Origin of the sequence: Streptomyces sp. NPDC008121, from assembly GCF_042957155.1 — a bacterium.
Lineage (GTDB): Bacteria > Actinomycetota > Actinomycetes > Streptomycetales > Streptomycetaceae > Streptomyces.
Genome location: NZ_JBIBHT010000001.1, coordinates 564165 through 579633 on the forward strand (window position 1 = coordinate 564165; position 15469 = coordinate 579633).

The window sequence follows — 15469 nt, forward strand, 5'->3', positions numbered from 1 at the left end:
GGTCACCACCCGGCTTCGACGTCGTCGATGTCGTTCTGGGTCAGGCCGGCCAGCGGGAAGTCGGACGGACTGTGGCCGCCCGCGTCCGGGGCGAGGGCGTGCCGGACGATGCCTCGGAGGGCCGTCGTCCACCGCTCGCCGAGGTCGGTGAGGTCGGCGTCGGACCAGAGCCGCCGCGCCCCGGTCCACGTGACCGTCAACCGGGGGCCGCCGGCGGCGTCGTACACGACGGCGTGCACCTCCAGGCCGTGGGCGACGGGCAGCTTGGGGTCGGTGGTCGTCACCATGACCGCCTCGGGAGCCATGCCCCAGCCCGGTTCGCCGCCCAGCGGGGCGCCCGGGGCGGCGAACCGCCCGAGGTAGTTGAAGCCGATCTGCGGGGTGCCGAGGCGTGCGAGCACCTCGCGGCAGCCGGGGGCGAGGTGGCGCAGCAGGCCGAAGCCGATGCCGCCGTCCGGCGCCTCGCCCGCCTGCTCCTTGACCCGCTTGACGGCGTCACCCAGGCGCGGTGCGCCCGAGGTCACGTCGGCCCAGGCGATCCGGCCGGGGTCGATCCTGACCGGGTGCAGGGTGGTGAACCAGCCGAGCGTCCGCGACACGTCGGCGCCCGGGACCACCTCCTCGCGGCCGTGGCCCTCGACGTCCACGAGCACGCCGTCGGCCGTGTCGTCGCCCCGGTCGCGGCGCCACGCGGTCACGACCAGTCCGAGCGCCGTCAGCAGCACGTCCTCGACCCCGCAGTGGTAGGCGGCCGGGACGGTCGTCAGCAGGGGGCCGACGACGTCCTCGGGGAGCGTGGTGACGGTGTCGGCGGTGTCGGCGGCGAGGTCGAGCCGGGGGTCGGCCGGCTTCGGTGTCAGGAGCGGGTCGGGGGCGTCGAGGAGGTCCATCCACCGGGGCAGTTCGGCGAGCCGTTCGGGTCGGGTGGCCTGCGCGGTGAGGCGCCGCGCCCAGTGGCGCAGCGAGGTGCCGACCGGCGGCAGGTCCGGTGCGCTGCCGGTGGCCGCCTGGGTGTACGCCGAGATCAGGTCGTCGGTGAGGATGCGCCAGGAGACGCCGTCGACGGCCAGGTGGTGGACGACGAGGAGGAGCCGGCCGGGCTCGTCCGGCCCCCGGTCGAACCAGACGAGCCGCGCGATCCGTCCGGCGTACGGGTCGAGCCGGTCGGCCGCGGCCGTGACCTCGGCGCGGGCCCGGTCGGCGAGGGTTCCCTCGTCGAGGCCGGTCGCGTCGACGCGGCGCACGAGGTCGGTGTCGGACGTCCGTCCGGGCGGCCGGATCTCCAGGGCCCAGGAGTCGTCCTGGTCGACCAGGGTCAGGCGGAGCGCGTCGTGGGTGTCGGTCACCGCTCCGACGGCGGCCCGGAGCGCTTCCTCGGACAGTCCGGGCGGGCAGGACAGCAGCAGGGACTGGGCGAAGCGGTGCACGGTGGCGCCGCGTTCGCGCAGCCAGTGGACGATGGGGGTGGCGGGGACCGGGCCGGTGCCGGAGTCGCCGGGTCCGCCGTCCGCGGGGGCTTCGGGGGTGCCGGCGCTCCGGCTCAGCTCCGCCGCGGTCCGGTGCGCGAAGACGTCCCGCACGGTGAAGGCGAGCCCTTCGGCACGGGCGGCGCTCACCAGCCGGATGGCGCAGATGCTGTCGCCGCCGAGACCGAAGAAGTCGTCGTCCGTTCCGACCGTGTCACGCCCCAGCACCCGGGCCATGAGCGTGCACAGCAGGCCTTCGGCCCGGCCGGCCGGGGCACGTCCGCTCGGCCGGGCGACGGCGGCGGGCAGGGCCGCGCGGTCCAGCTTGCCGTGCGCGGTCACCGGCAGGGCGTCGAGGACGACGATCTCATGGGGCACCAGGTACGGCGGCACGCGGCGCCCGGCGAAGGCGCGCAACGCGTCCCGGGTGGGCCGGCCTCCCTCCGCCGGGACGACGTAGGCGACCAGCCGCGCCTCGCCGCCGCCCTCGCGGCGGACCTCGGCTACGGCCTGGGCGACCGCGGGATGCTCCCGGAGGACCACCTCGACCTGGCCGGGTTCGACGCGGAAGCCGCGGAGCTTGACCTGCCGGTCGGTGCGCCCCCGGTACTCCAGGACGCCGTCCGGGGTCCGGCGGGCCAGGTCACCGGTGCGGTACATGCGCTCACCCGCCGGGCCGAACGGGTCGGCGAGGAACCGCTCGGCGGTCTGCGCGGGCCGGTCGAGGTAGCCGCGGGCGACCCCGGCACCGGCCAGGTACAGCTCGCCCGTGGCGCCCGGCGGCAGCGGTTGCAGACCGGCGTCCAGGACGTAGGCGCGCATGCCGGCCAGCGGGCGGCCGATGGGCACGCCGCGGGCCTCGGGCGCGAGGTCGCGCACGGCGTGGCTGGTGGCGAAGGTGGTGGTCTCCGTCGGGCCGTAGCCGTTGACCACGACGGTGTCCGGGCAGGCGGCCAGCACCCGCCGGACCGTCGACGGCGCGATCTCCTCGCCCCCGGCCCACACCTGGCGGACGCCCGCGAAGCAGTCGGGCCGGTACTCGGCGACGACGGCGAACAGCGCGGCGGTCAGCCAGAGGGCGCTCGGCCGGTGACGGGTAATCAGCTCCGCGTACTCCTCGGCGTCCAGGTCGTACGCGGGGGCGAGGATCAGCCGGCCGCCCCGGAGCAGGGGCGCCCAGATCTCGAAGGTCGACGCGTCGAAGGCGGCGGGCGAGTGCACGAGGACGCCGGAGGAGACACCCTCGCCGAAGCACGGGTCGGTGGCCAGGGCGGCGATGTCGCGGTGGGTCACCACGATGCCCTTGGGCTGCCCCGTGGAGCCGGAGGTGTACATGACGTAGGCGGCGGAGAGGGGGTGCGGCGATGCCACGTCCCCCACGGCCGGCTCCGGCGCCGCGTCCAGGTCGTCCGGCGACAGGCGGGGCGCCACGGTGTCCGGCAGCCGGCGGTCACCGGTTTCGGTGCCGGTTTCGGTTCCGGAGTCTGTGTCGGCGTCGGTTCCGATGCCGATGCCGATGCCGGTGGCGATGTCGATGCCGGTGCCGGTGCCGGTGCTGATGGAGGTTTCGGTTTCGGACGGGACGAGCACAACCCTCGGCCGGGTCTCGCCGAGCATCGACGCGACCTGGGCGGCCGGATAGCGGGGATCGATCGGTACGTAGGCGGCGCCGGCCTTCAGCACGGCGAGCAGCGCCACCACGAACTCCGGTGAACGCGGCAGCGCCACGGCGACCGTGTCCCCGGCGCGGACTCCGTGCCCGGCCAGGGCGCGGGCCCATCGGTCGGCGCGCGCGTCCAGGTCGGCGTAGGTCAGGTCGCGGCCCTCCGCCGATACGGCGATCGCGGCCGGGGTGGCCGCGGACTGCCGGGCGAAGAGGCCGGTGACCGTCGCCGCGGACAGGTCCGGCGTGCCGGGGGTCCCCGCGCCGAGCAGCCGGGCGCGCTCCTCGGCCGTGAGCAGGTCGAGCCGGTCGACGGGTCGGCCGGGGTCAGCGGCAGCCTCGGCCAGCAGCCGCGCGAACCGGTCGAAGAGGGCGCGCACGGTCTCCGGTTCGAACAGATCGGAGGCGTACTCGACGTAGCCGTCGAGGCCGGCCGGGGCGCCGTCGGCCGTGCGCCGTTCGACCAGGCTGAGGAAGAGGTCGAACTTGGCCGTACCGGTGCGGCCCAGCTCGGTGGAGACGGCGAGGCCGGGCAGCGTGAACTCGCCGGCCGGAGCGGTGTCCTGGAGGCCCAGCATCACCTGGAAGAGGGGGTGGCGGGCGAGGGACCGTTCGGGCGCCAGGACGTCCGTGAGGTACTCGAAGGGCACGTCCTGGTGGGCGTAGGCGGCCAGCGCCGTCTCGCGGACCCGCTGGAGCAGTTCGCCGAAGTCCGGGCGGCCCGACAGGTCGGTGCGCAGCACGAGGGTGTTCACGAAGGCGCCGACCACGTCGTCCAGCGCCTGGTCGAGCCGGCCCGCGACGGGGCTGCCGACGGTGATGTCGTCACCGGCTCCGAGGCGGGACAGCAGGGCCGCGAGGCCGGCGTGCAGCACCATGAACAGGCTGGTGCCCGAGGCCCGGCCCAGGGCGACGAGGCGGCGGTGCAATGCGGCGTCGAGGGAGACGCTGATGTGGTCGCCGGTGTACGAGGCGACGGCGGGCCTGGGCCGGTCCGTCGGCAGCTCGATCTGCTCGGGCAGTCCGGCCAGTTGCTCGCGCCAGTACGCCACCTGCGTCTCCAGCAGTCCCGCGCCGGTGCCGTCCGGCGCGAGCAGTTCGTTCTGCCAGAGCGTGTAGTCGCTGTAGCGCACCGGTGCCGGGTCGAGCCGGGGGGCCCGGCCGGCGGCGCGGGCGGCGTAGGCGCGTGCGAGGTCCCGGGTGATCAGCCGCATCGACAGCGCGTCGCAGGCGCAGTGGTGCAGGACGAGCAGCAGGACGTGGGCGTCGGTGCCGGTGCGGAACAGTGCGGCGCGCAGCGGCGGTTCGACGGCGAGGTCGAAGGGGCGGCGGGCCTCGGCGGCGAGGCGTTCGTCGAGCTCGGCCCCGGTGACGGGGGTCGCGTCCAGGGTGGGTGCGGCGGGCGGCAGCACCTGCTGGAGGAGGCGGCCGTCGACGTACGGGAGGACGGTGCGCAGGCTCTCGTGGCGGGTGAGGACGTCCCCGAGGGCGGCGCCGAGAGCGGCCGGGTCCAGGGGACCGTCGATGCGCAGGACTGAGGGGACGTTGTAGGCGCCGCCGGGTGCGTCCATCTGCTGGAGGACCCACATCCGGCGCTGGGCGTAGGAGGCCTCAAGCTCGGCGGGCCGCTCCCGCCGCCGCAGGGGCGGGCGGGCCAGTCCGGCGTCGTCAAGGGCGGCGGTCACCGCACGCGGGGTGGGCTCGTCGAACAGGACGCGCAGGTCCACCTCGACGGAGAACGTCGACCGGATGCGGGTGATCAGCGTGGTGGCGAGCACGGAGTGGCCGCCGAGGTCGAAGAAGTCGTCGTCGGGGCCGACCTCGGGCTCGTCGAGCACGAGCGCGAAGAGCGCGCACATGATGTCGAGCCGGGAGGAGAGCCCGTCGGCGGCCGTCTGCGCGGGGGCGGTGACCGTCTCCGAGATGTCCGCGGTCGTCTGCGCGGGGGCCGTGGCCCGGGTCAGGGCGGCGCGGTCGAGCTTGCCGTTGGCGGTGAGCGGCAGCACGTCGGTACGGACGATCCGGCCGGGGACCATGTACTCGGGCAGCCGGGCTCGGACCGCCTCTCTGATCTCCTCCGGCGCGGGATCGGCACCGTCCTCGGCGACGACGAAGGCGACCAGGCGCCCGTCGTCCTCCCGTTCCTCGGTCAGGACGACCGCGGCGAGGGCCACGCCCGGGCACCGGGCGAGCGCCGCCTCGATCTCGCCGGGCTCGATCCGGAAACCGCGGACCTTCAGCTGGTCGTCCGCGCGGCCGACGAAGGTGAGCCGGCCGGCCGGGTCGCGCCGGGCCAGGTCGCCGGTGCGGTACATGCGCTCGCCGGGCCGCCCGTGCGGGTCGGCGACGAACCGCTGGACGGTGAGGCCGGGGCGGCCGGCGTAGCCGCGGGCCAGACCGGGTCCGGAGACGTACAGCTCGCCGATCGCGCCGGCCGGCACGGGCCGCAGCCGTTCGTCGAGCAGATGGGCCGTCAGATCGGCGAGCGGGACGCCGATCACACTGTCGGGTCCCTGCTCGGGGCCCAGTTCGACATGGGTGACGTGGACCGTGGTCTCGGTGATGCCGTACATGTTCACCAGCGCCGGTCCGGTGCCGCCGTGGCGGCGTCGCCAGTCGGCGAGGCGGGCGGGCCGGAGGGCCTCGCCGCCGAAGACCACGGTGCGCAGCCGCAACAGGCGGCTCACCTCGGGCAGTTCCCGGTCGGCGGCCATGAGCTGGTAGAACGCCGAGGGTGTCTGGCTGAGGACGGTCACCCGTTCGTCGGCGAGCAGGCGCAGGAACCGCTGGGGCGCGCGGCTCACCTCGAAGGGGACGACGACCAGCCGGCCGCCGTGCAGCAGGGCGCCCCAGAGCTCCCAGACGGAGAAGTCGAAGGCGGCCGAGTGGAAGAGCGTCCACACGTCGTCCGGGCCGTAGCCGAGGGCGGCGCGGGTGGTGGTGAAGAGGCGGACGACGTTCTCGTGGGTGGTGATCACGCCCTTCGGATGGCCCGTGGACCCGGAGGTGTACGTCAGGTAGGCGGGGCAGCCGGGCCGCAGCCGCCGCACCCGTTCGTCGGCGGCGACGGGCCCGGAGTCGCGGCCGTCGGTGTCGGCGCGGAACTCCGGGGTGTCGAGGAGCAGCCGGTCCCGGTCGGTGTCGATCCCGGCGGCCGAGGAGGTGATCAGCAGCCCGGGCGCCGCGTCCTGGAGCATGGAGGCGACCCGGGCGGGCGGGTAGTCGGGGTCGACGGCGACATAGGCGGCACCGGACTTGAGGACGCCGAGGAGGGCGAGGACGAGGTCCGCGGAGCGGGGCAGGGCCACGGCGACGACGTCCTCCGGGCCGATGCCGCGGGCGATGAGCGCGCGGGCCAGCCGGTTCGACCGCTCGTCCAGTTCCCGGTACGTCCAGGTGGCGCCGTCCGCCGTGAGCGCGGGGGCGTCCGGGGTGGCAGCGGCCTGGGCGGCGAACAGCTCGGGAACGGTGTCCGCACCGGGGGCGGCGGCCGTCGCGGGAGCGGGGTGCGTGGGCGCCGGAGTCCGGGCCGGGCCGCCGACGTCGCTCAGCGGTCGGGACGGGTCGGTGACGGCGAGCGCCTCCAGCGTCGCGGTGAACGCGTCGCGGTGGTCGGCCAGTCCCAGGTCCGCACGGCCGTTGACGTCGACCTGGAGGCCCTGCCCGTCCTGGCGGTCCCAGATCATGAAGAGCAGGTTGCCCACCAGACCGGAGGACAGGTTGCGCATCATGCCGCGGGCCGTGCCGAACCGCAGGTCGTACGGGTGCGAGATGACGTTGACGACCGGCAGCAGGGACGTGGGGTGGGCCATGCCGAGGTCCCGCTGGAGGTCCACGCCCCGGTAGCGCTGGTGCGCCACGGCCGAGGCCATCTGCTCGGCCACGTGCTCCAGCAGGGCGGAGACGGTCATGTCCGGGCGGACGGTCAGCGGCAGCGGCAGGACGTTGGCGAGGTTCGCCGGGGTCTGCCGGGCGAGCTGGCTCGCGCGGGCGGAGAGCGGGAAGGCGAGGAGGACGTTCTCGTCCCCGGTCCGGCGCTGGACGTGCAGGGCCACGGCGGCCGTGACGACCACCGGCCAGGGCACCCGGACGCTGCGGGCGGTACCGCGCACGGCGTCGAACCGGTCCTCGGGCAGCCAGTGGGTCTCACCGCGGAACTCGGCGGCCGCACCGCGGGACCCGCTGAGGAGCGCGGAGCGCGCCGGCCGGCCGCCCAACTGCCCGAGCCAGAAGTCACGGTCCTGCCGGAACTCCGGCGCGGAGCGGTACGCGGTGTCCTCGTCGGCGAGGGCGCGCAGCGAGCCGAACGGGTTCGGGCCGGGATCGCGGCCCTCGGTGAGCGCCGTGTACACCTCGGCGACCCGGCGGGAGACCAGGGAGGAGCCGTAGGCGTCCATGGCGATGTGGTGGTAGTTCTGGTACCACAGGTGCCGCTCGGGCCCGAGGCGGAGCAGCGCGAACCGGAACAGCGGCCCGTCGGTGAGATCGGTCGGCCGGGAGAGCTCCCGCCGCATCCACGCGTCGGCCTCGGCCTGCGGATCCCCGGCACCGGACAGGTCGACGGCGCGCAGCTCCCACGGCCGGTCCTGGTCGATGGTCTGGGTGACCCGGCCGCGGTCCTGGCGGAAACGGCTGTGCACGGTGTCCAGGTCGGCGACGACCGATCGCAGGGCGCGCTCGAAGATCTCCGTGTCGAACTCGCCCTGCACATCGACGTACTCGCCGACCTGATACACCGAATTGCCGTCGCTCAGCCGCTGTTCGGCAAACCAGATCTCACGCTGCGCTGCCAGCAGGGGCAGCTGTGTGTCGGCGTTCAACAAGATCGACGACCTCCGAGATTTCCTACTGGAAGCGCGGAACCACCCGGTAACCGAATCAGCCGGCGCGTAGAGCCGGTACGGGCGGGCCGGGGAATGAACAATCGAAACGGCGAATTCGCTCCGGCCGAACGTAATGGCGCTCCGGGCCCGGCAACAAGTGCGGCGAACGGGATACGGCCGACCCCACCGGACCACGAGGGGCAGGTCATACAGGGTGCGCGCGAAGGGCTTCGGTGTCCCGCCGGCGGGACATCACCGAGCTCTTGCCGGTCCGTCGGCGCGTCGACAACTCCTCGGGTGCTCAACTAGGTTCCGATCACGCTTCCGTCAGAAATTCGAGGACGCACCCGGAGAGAATCAGCATGACACTTGACACTCAGCAATGGCGGCTCTCGGAAACCGAGCTCGACTTCTTCCGGGAGAACGGCTATATCGGGCCGCTGACGATATACACCCCGGAAGAGATGGACGCGCTGTGGCGCCAGGCCCGTCGGGAGGTCCTGGACCGCTCGCACGCCGCCTACCCGGTCGACGAGGCGATGTCCGGCGCGACCAACATCGCGAACTACGACCGTCACCTCGACGTCGACCTGCTCATGCAGCACGTGTGCAACCGGCGGATCACCGAACGGGTGGCGTCCATCCTGGGACCCGACGTCCTCTGCTGGCGCACCGAGTTCTTCCCCAAGTACCCGGGCGACGAGGGCACCGACTGGCATCAGGCGGACACCTTCGCCAACGCCAGCGGCTCACCGCAGATCCTGTGGCCCGGCGAGACCGACACCCAGTTCGGCAAGGGGACCATCACGGTGTGGACGGCGTTCACCGACGCCACCCGGGACAACGGCTGTCTCCAGGTCATCCCCGGCTCGCACCACCGGATGAACTACGACGAGTCCAAGCGCATGCACTACGACACCGGGCAGATCAACTCCAAGGTCAAGGAGGGCGTTCCGCGCGGCTTCTTCGGCTACGACTACCGCGAGCTCCAGATCGACCCGGACTGGAGGCCGTCCGAGGAGGACGCCTTCGACCTGGTGATGCAGCGCGGCCAGTGCGTGATCTTCTGGTCCACCCTGATGCACGCCTCGCTGCCCAACATCACGAAGAAGAGCCACCGGATGGGCTTCGCCACCCGCTACGTCCCGACGAGCGTGCGCGTCTACCCGGGCACCGACCGCGTCGAGGAGTACGGCGGGAGCATCCCGCTCGACAAGTGGGGTGCGGTCCTCGTCAGCGGTGAGGACGGGACCGGCCACAACAAGATCCTGCGCGAGTCGCTGCGCGGCACCCCGATCTCCACGTTCCTCAGCTGACCGCACCGCCGGCCGGCTGGTGGCGCGCCCCTCGCGGACGCGCCTCCGACCGGCCCGTGCCGCGCATCCCCGCCCGGAGGAGGGCATCCGCATGACCGTCATCCCACGCCCCGTCACCCTGCCGATCGTCATGGGGGGCGCGGAGTTCGCCGCCGACCCGCCCGCCCACTACACCTGGCTGCGGGAGAACGCCCCGCTCGGGCAGGTCCGGCTGGACTTCGGAGCGTTCGCCCAGGACGTCTGGGTGGTCTCGCGCTACGCCGACTGCAAGGCGATGCTCACCGATCCCCGCCTGCTGCGGTCCCCGTACGGGCCCCCGCCGGGGGTCGAGATCCCCGAGCACATCCGCCTGGTCAGCTCCACCCTGGACATGAAGGACGGGGACGAGCACCGCAGGCTGCGCTCCCTGGTGGCCGCTCCCTTCACGCCGAAGCGCATCGAGCATCTCGGCGAGCAGGTCCGGGTGCTCGCCGAACGCCGGCTGGACGCGCTCGCCGGCGCCGACGGTCCCATCGACCTGCGCCAGGACTTCGCGCTGCCCGTGACCTACACCGTCATCGCCGACCTCGTCGGGGTCGGCGAGCAGGACCGCGTCCGCTTCCAGCAGGGCGTCACGGCGCTGATGAGCGGGTTCAGCGGCTCCCGGGAGGACTGGGAGGCGCACGTACGCGACCTCGTCGACGTCACCCGTGACCTGGTCGCCCGCAAGCGGGCCGAGCCCGGGGACGACGTCGTGACCGGTCTGATCGAGGCCGAGGAGGCGGGCGACCGCCTGGACGACACCGAGCTGGTGGCCATGGTGTTCAGCCTGGTGACGGCGGGCTACGAGACGACGTACAACCTGATCACGAACGCGGTGGCCGCCCTCCTGGACCACCCCGGCCAGCTCGCCCTGCTGCGTGCGGCGCCGGACGACGAGGCGCTGTGGCGGTCGGCGGTCGACGAGGTGGCGCGCTATCTGCCGCCGATCACCGGCACCCGGCCGGCCACCGCGGTCGAGGACATCGAGTGGCACGGACAGACCGTGCCCGCCGGGGCGTCGGTGCTGCCACTGCTCGCGGCCGCCAACCGCGACCCGGAGGTGTTCGAGGAGCCGGAACGCTTCGACATCACCCGCTCCCCCAACCCCCACCTCGGTTTCGGCCACGGCGTGCACTTCTGTCTCGGTGCCAACCTGGCCCGGATGGAGGCCCGGGTGGCGCTCCAGGTCCTGTTCGCGCGACACCCGGAGCTGTCGCTGGCCGTCGGCCGTGACGAGCTGGCCCTGGAGCCCATGCCCCTGTGGACCCGCTTCCGCGAACTTCCGGTCACCCTCGGCTGACCGGGGCGGGACGTCCGTACGCCCGACTGTCCACCGACGCGCCGAGGAGAGGACCATGCCCGACCGCACCGCTGTCGTCACCGGAGGAACCAAGGGGATCGGGGTCGCGCTCAGCCGCCGCCTCGCCTCGCTCGGCTATCACGTCGTCGCGGTGTACCGCGCCGACGAGGCCGCCGCGGATCTGCTGGGCAAGGAGCTCGGCGACCGGGTCGAGACGGTCCGGCTCGACGTCGCCGACCCGGCGGCGGTGACCGCCTTCGCCGAGCGGGTGCTCTCCGCGCACGGCGCGCCCCGGGTCCTGGTCAACAACGCCGGCCGCAACATCGACGGGCCGTTCCTGGAGATGACGGACGACGACTGGCGGCAGGTGCTGGACGCCAATCTGTCCGGGCCGTTCTATCTGACCAAGGCGTTCGCCCCCGCCATGCTCGGCCTGGGGGGCGGCGCCAATGTCGTCAACATCGGGGCGACGACCGCGATCCGGCCCCGCCTGAACGGCGTCAACTACTGCGCGAGCAAAGCCGGACTGCTGCACCTGACCAAATGCCTCGCCATGGAGCTGGCCCCCGCCGTCCGGGTCAACTGCCTGATCCCCGGAATGATCGACACAGACGAGATGCGCACCCGGTACCGGGTCGCCGATCCGACGGCGCGCGCCGATCTGCTCGCCGAGATCCCGCAGCGGCGGATCGGCACGCCGGAGGAAATGGCGGACGCCCTGGAGTTCCTGGTCGGTGACGGGGCCCGCTACATCACCGGCCAGAAACTCATCGTCGACGGTGGCCAATTCATGTGGTAGCGGTCACCGCCCCGTCCGAAAGAGAAGGGCCTTCATGTTCGCACGCCTCGACCGGTACGCCGATTTCCTCAAGATCAGGTACCGCTCCGACTTCCTCAAGTCCGGCGAGTACTCCCTCGCCGAGGTCACTCCCGAATTGCGCGAGCGCATCGAGAGCGGGCAGTTCCACCGCATCGTCTTCTCCGGGATGGGCTGCTCCGCCATCGTCTCGGATGTGATCGGGACGTTCCTCAACGCCTCGGGTGCGGGAGTGGAGGTCCTGGTCTTCAACGACTACGACTTCCCCTACCTCGTCCCGCGGTCGGTGGTCGAGGACGAGGGGACGCTGTTCGTCATCAGCTCCTACAGCGGCCATTCCGAGGAACCCGTCCGGGTCTTCCACCAGCTCGCGGGGCGTTACCACCGCACCCTGCTGCTGACCTCCGGCGGCCGGCTGGCCGAGCTGGGCCGGCAGGCCGGGGTGTCGGTGGCCCGGTGGGAACTGGGCGAGCCGGACCGGGAGTACCCGCTCTTCCACGTCGGCCAGTACTTCGCGATCCTGCTCGACATGTTCCCGCGGCTGGGTCTGATCAAGGCCGACCACCGGGCCGAGGTCGCCGCGCTGGCGGGCCATCTGGCCGAGGACTTCACACCGGCGCTGGAGGAGCTGGCCCGCGCCACCGCGCTGAGCGCGAAGGACGCGAACATCATCATGTTGGCGTCGCCGAAGTGGTACAAGAGCCTGCTGAAGCTGGCCAAGATGCACTTCAACGAGATGGCGATGGCACCGGCGACCCGGAACTTCTTTCACGAGTTCTGCCACAGCGAGGTCGCCACGCTCTCCGACCCCGACCGCCGGCACAGCGTCCTGCTGTTCCGGGACGGCGACGACGACGCCTACACGCGGCAGAAGATGGACAACCTCATCCGCCTGCTCACCCGCGACATCCCGCAGAACCGGAACATCTCGGTGACCGAGTTCACGCTCGACCAACCGACGTTCATGCGGAAGTACTTCACCGCGCTGGAGTTCGTCCAGCACACGGCGCTGCATCTCGGCCGCCTCTACGACACCAAGTCCCGCGACCTGATCTCGGAGTCGGCCGGCAACCCGTGGTACCACACGACCTCCATCCTGGCCGAGGCCGGAACGGCGCAGACGCCGGGGTGACCCCGGAAGGGGCGGGGCACCCGTGTCGGGGTCCGTCGTGCGGGCACGGTCCGGACGGCGGACCCTACGCGCCCTCCGCCACCCGGGCGTCCCGGTCGTGCTGCCCGCTCCGGCGGACGATGGCCTCGATCCCGTCGAGCAGGATCGCGAGTCCCGCGTCGAAGGTCTCGGTCGCCTCCCTTTCCAGGTAAGGCCGTTCCGGGTCGGGCGGATTCGCGACGGCTTCCGCGGCGAGCCGGACCACCGTCGGGAAGCGCGCGGCGAAGTCGGGCACGACCTCCTCGAAGGCCGCGGAACGGGCGGCCCACCAGTCCTCGTCGGAGACACCGGTCGCGGTGGCGGCCTGCCGGGAGTCGACCACCGTCTGCGCGGCGCCCCGGACGTGGTTGATCAGTGTGCCGACGACCCGCCGCAGCACGGGCGCGCCGAGCCCGGTCGCGAAGAGGATGCGCAGGACCGTCTCCAGCAGGGCGTTCTCGTTCGGCCCGAGGACGGGGCGCGCCTGGGAGATCTGGAGGGTCCAGGGGTGGCGCAGGCAGAACGCCCAGTAGTCGTGCGTCCAGGCGGAGAGCGCGGCGCGCCAGCCGTCCGCGAGGTCGTACCCGGTGGGCAGTTCGGCGAGGGCGCGGTCGTACATGAGCTCGAGCAGCTCGTCCTTGCTGGGCACATAGGTGTAGAGCGCCATTCCGGTCCGCCCGACGCGCCTGCCCACCTCCCGCATGGACACCGCGGAGATCCCCGAGGCGTCGGCGATGGCGATGCCGGCGTCCACGATCGCGTCCACGGTCAGTCCCGGCCGGGGTCCGGGACCGCTCCGGGTGACCGCTTCGCCGGGGGTGCGCCACAACAGGGTTAAGGAACGACGGAAATCCCCCTGGCCGGCGAAAACCACCACCATATCCCCTTGACTGATGCCGGACTGGACGGTCATTACCTTACCGCACGGCCACTCTCCGGCCGCCCTTCGTGCGGGGCCGCCGAAACGCGTGACGGCCCCGCGGCGGTTTTCACTGCATGGCCGCTTTCCGGCGCTCTTCGACGGCGGAGCCGGATTCCTTGCGTGCCATTCGGCGCAATACCACAGGCGCCAGGAGAAGACCGAGGGCGGCCCAGGCGCCGAGTACGCAGAACGTTTCGACATACCGCCAGGAATTTCCGATCTCCACGGCGGCGAACTCGTCCGGCAGCAGGGCGGCGCGCATTCCGAGACCGAGCCAGTAGACGGGGAAGACCTGGGCGACCCACTGGAGCCATTCCGGCGCCTCGGTGACCGGGAAGAAAATGCCCGAGACACCGAAGAGCGCCAGCAGCGGGAACATGACGACACCGATGTTGCGCGGGCTGGCGAGCACCGACCCCAGGACGGCTCCGAAGGGCATCGTCGCAAGCATCCCGAGCACCAGGACCGCGCCCAGGGTGAACCAGGCGCCGGCGCTGTCCAGGCTCACCCCGTCGAAGAGGAGGACACCGGGCACCAGCAGCAGGGCGGTGGTGATCAGGGTCGTCGCCGCGGAGTGGACGATCTTGCCGACGAGATAGGCGACCATGCCGTTCGGGGCGGCCTTCGCCCGCAGCAGGGTGCCGTCCTCGCGCTCCATGAGCAGGTTGAAGGCCACGGCCTGGAAGCCGTTGAAGGCGAGGGTCAGACCCAGCAGGCCGGCCAGGGTCGTCGAACCGACCGAGAAGCCGGTGCCCCCGATGTCGGAGCCGCGCCGCAGCAGGGCGACGACGAGCAGGACGACCGGGATGAACAGCATGCCGAGGACGTCCTGGACGTTGGCGAGGGACTGGCGGGTCTCGATCCGGCCCGCCGCCAGTCCGCTGCGGACGGCGATCGCGGTCGCGCTCACGCTCATGACGACACCTCCGCCACCCGCTCGGCGGCCGCCCGGGGCGCGCCCAGACCCGGAAGTCCGGCGTCGTCCCGGCCGGACTCGGCGGCATGCACCATGGCCAGGTAGGTGTCCTCCAGGGTGGCCCGGCGGACCTCCAGTTTGTCGACTCCGGCGCCGTGCGCGGCGAACAGCTCGCGGACGAACCGGCTCGGGGTCGTGGTCGAGGCGGTGCACCGTTCGCCGTCGCGGACCCAGCGCACCTCGGCGCCGGTCTCCACCTGCCGGGCCAGCTCCTCGGGGGTGGCGTCGGCCACGATCCGCCCCCGGGCCAGGATCACGATGCGGTCGGCCAGCTTCTCGGCCTCGTCCAGGTCGTGGGTGGTCAGCAGGATCGTGGTGCCCTCGACCTCGGCGAGCCGGCGCACCAGCGCGTGGAACTCCTGCCGCGCCTCCGGGTCGAAGCCTACGGTCGGCTCGTCGAGGAAGAGCACCTCGGGACGGCCGACGATGCCGATCGCCACGTCGAGGCGCCGCCGCTGGCCACCGGAGAGCTGCCCGACACGCCGGCCGGCCTGCTCGGTGAGGCCGACGGCCTCCAGGAGTTCGTCCACGTCACGCGGACGGGTGATCCGCTCGGTGGAGTACGGCGCGTACAGCGAGCCGTAGTGGGCGAGGAACTCGCGGACGGGCCACTTCGCGTGATCCCGCCAGGACTGGAGGACCACGCCGAGGCGGGCCCGCCAACTCTCGTCGCCGTGCGCCGGATCGGCGCCGAGCACCCGCGCCTCTCCGGCGGAGCGCAGCCGGAAGCCCTCGAGGATCTCGATCGTCGTCGTCTTCCCGGCGCCGTTGGGGCCGAGCAGGGCGACGACCTCGCCTCGGGCGACCCGGAAGTCCACCCCGTGCAGGACGGTCGTGGATCCGTAGTTCATACGCAGGTCGACGACCTCGATGGCGGGCTGTGCCGCCGTGTCCGCAGTCACGTCAGTCCCCTCCTTCCGCTATCTCATTACAGCGTAAAACGTTAGCACGCGCCCCTCCCCGGCACCGGCGGCGCGCGGAACCGGGGAGGGGGGCGGAAGGGCGGACGGCCGCC

General features: G+C 72.7%; 8 protein-coding genes. 4 read left to right on the top strand and 4 right to left on the bottom strand.

The window, feature by feature from the left end; translation table 11 throughout:
- Positions 1–2: 2 nt before the first annotated feature.
- A complete protein-coding gene (locus tag ACFZBD_RS02520; RefSeq protein ID WP_391134048.1) occupies positions 3–7949 on the bottom strand; it encodes an amino acid adenylation domain-containing protein in 7947 nt (2648 codons plus the stop codon).
- Positions 7950–8314: 365 nt separating this feature from the next.
- On the opposite strand from ACFZBD_RS02520, the gene ACFZBD_RS02525 reads away from it, so the two are divergent.
- From ACFZBD_RS02525 to ACFZBD_RS02540, 4 genes are all read left to right on the top strand, one after another.
- A complete protein-coding gene (locus tag ACFZBD_RS02525) occupies positions 8315–9268 on the top strand; it encodes a chlorinating enzyme (RefSeq protein ID WP_391134051.1) in 954 nt (317 codons plus the stop codon).
- 91 nt (positions 9269–9359) lie between these two features.
- A complete protein-coding gene (locus tag ACFZBD_RS02530; protein WP_391134054.1) occupies positions 9360–10589 on the top strand; it encodes a cytochrome P450 in 1230 nt (409 codons plus the stop codon).
- A 55-nt stretch (positions 10590–10644) separates the two neighbouring features.
- A complete protein-coding gene (locus ACFZBD_RS02535; protein ID WP_391134058.1) occupies positions 10645–11388 on the top strand; it encodes a glucose 1-dehydrogenase in 744 nt (247 codons plus the stop codon).
- Positions 11389–11422: 34 nt separating this feature from the next.
- Positions 11423–12538, top strand: a complete 1116-nt coding sequence (locus ACFZBD_RS02540) for an SIS domain-containing protein (RefSeq protein WP_391134062.1) — start codon at positions 11423–11425, stop codon at positions 12536–12538.
- Between the two features lie 64 nt (positions 12539–12602).
- On the opposite strand, the gene ACFZBD_RS02545 is transcribed toward ACFZBD_RS02540, so the two are convergent.
- The 3 genes from ACFZBD_RS02545 to ACFZBD_RS02555 form a co-directional block, all read right to left on the bottom strand.
- Positions 12603–13433: a TetR/AcrR family transcriptional regulator C-terminal domain-containing protein gene (locus ACFZBD_RS02545; RefSeq protein ID WP_391135893.1), complete on the bottom strand. Its 831-nt coding sequence runs from the start codon at positions 13431–13433 to the stop codon at positions 12603–12605.
- A 112-nt stretch (positions 13434–13545) separates the two neighbouring features.
- A complete protein-coding gene (locus ACFZBD_RS02550) occupies positions 13546–14394 on the bottom strand; it encodes an ABC transporter permease (RefSeq protein ID WP_391134065.1) in 849 nt (282 codons plus the stop codon).
- The gene (locus tag ACFZBD_RS02555) at positions 14391–15305 is read right to left on the bottom strand and encodes an ATP-binding cassette domain-containing protein (protein ID WP_391135896.1); all 915 of its coding nucleotides are present in this window, start codon (positions 15303–15305) and stop codon (positions 14391–14393) included. The genes ACFZBD_RS02550 and ACFZBD_RS02555 overlap by 4 nt, the downstream gene beginning before the upstream one ends.
- Positions 15306–15469 lie beyond the last annotated feature (164 nt).

Bases quoted from the DNA above. Each gene is read 5' to 3' on its own strand.
- ACFZBD_RS02530 (WP_391134054.1), top strand. From the start codon at position 9,360: ATGACCGTCATCCCACGCCCCGTCACCCTGCCGATCGTCATGGGGGGC.
- ACFZBD_RS02535 (WP_391134058.1), top strand. From the start codon at position 10,645: ATGCCCGACCGCACCGCTGTCGTCACCGGAGGAACCAAGGGGATCGGG.
- ACFZBD_RS02540 (WP_391134062.1), top strand. From the start codon at position 11,423: ATGTTCGCACGCCTCGACCGGTACGCCGATTTCCTCAAGATCAGGTAC.
- ACFZBD_RS02555 (WP_391135896.1), bottom strand. From the start codon at position 15,305: ATGAACTACGGATCCACGACCGTCCTGCACGGGGTGGACTTCCGGGTC.
- ACFZBD_RS02550 (WP_391134065.1), bottom strand. From the start codon at position 14,394: ATGAGCGTGAGCGCGACCGCGATCGCCGTCCGCAGCGGACTGGCGGCG.
- ACFZBD_RS02525 (WP_391134051.1), top strand. From the start codon at position 8,315: ATGACACTTGACACTCAGCAATGGCGGCTCTCGGAAACCGAGCTCGAC.